1 protein-coding gene is annotated in these 205 nt (G+C 57.6%); it reads left to right on the top strand.

Annotated features, from left to right (window positions below; genetic code table 11):
- On the top strand, positions 1-205 hold a 205-nt coding region (locus tag FLQ03_RS18875; protein ID WP_144374183.1), incomplete at both ends, for a hypothetical protein.

Raw genomic sequence — 205 nt, forward strand, 5'->3', positions numbered from 1 at the left:
TGAGGCCCAGAAGAACCTGTGCAAGAAGTTCAAGAAGTTCTGCCAATTCGGCTTCACTGGCACGCCCATCTTCCCGGAGAACGCCTTGGGTGCCGAGACCACGGCCAGCGTGTTTGGCCGTGAGCTGCATTCGTATGTGATCACCGATGCCATCCGCGACGAGAAGGTGCTGAAGTTCAAGGTGGATTACAACGACGTGCGCCCG

The organism is Vogesella urethralis (assembly GCF_007644045.2).
Lineage (GTDB): Bacteria > Pseudomonadota > Gammaproteobacteria > Burkholderiales > Chromobacteriaceae > Vogesella > Vogesella urethralis.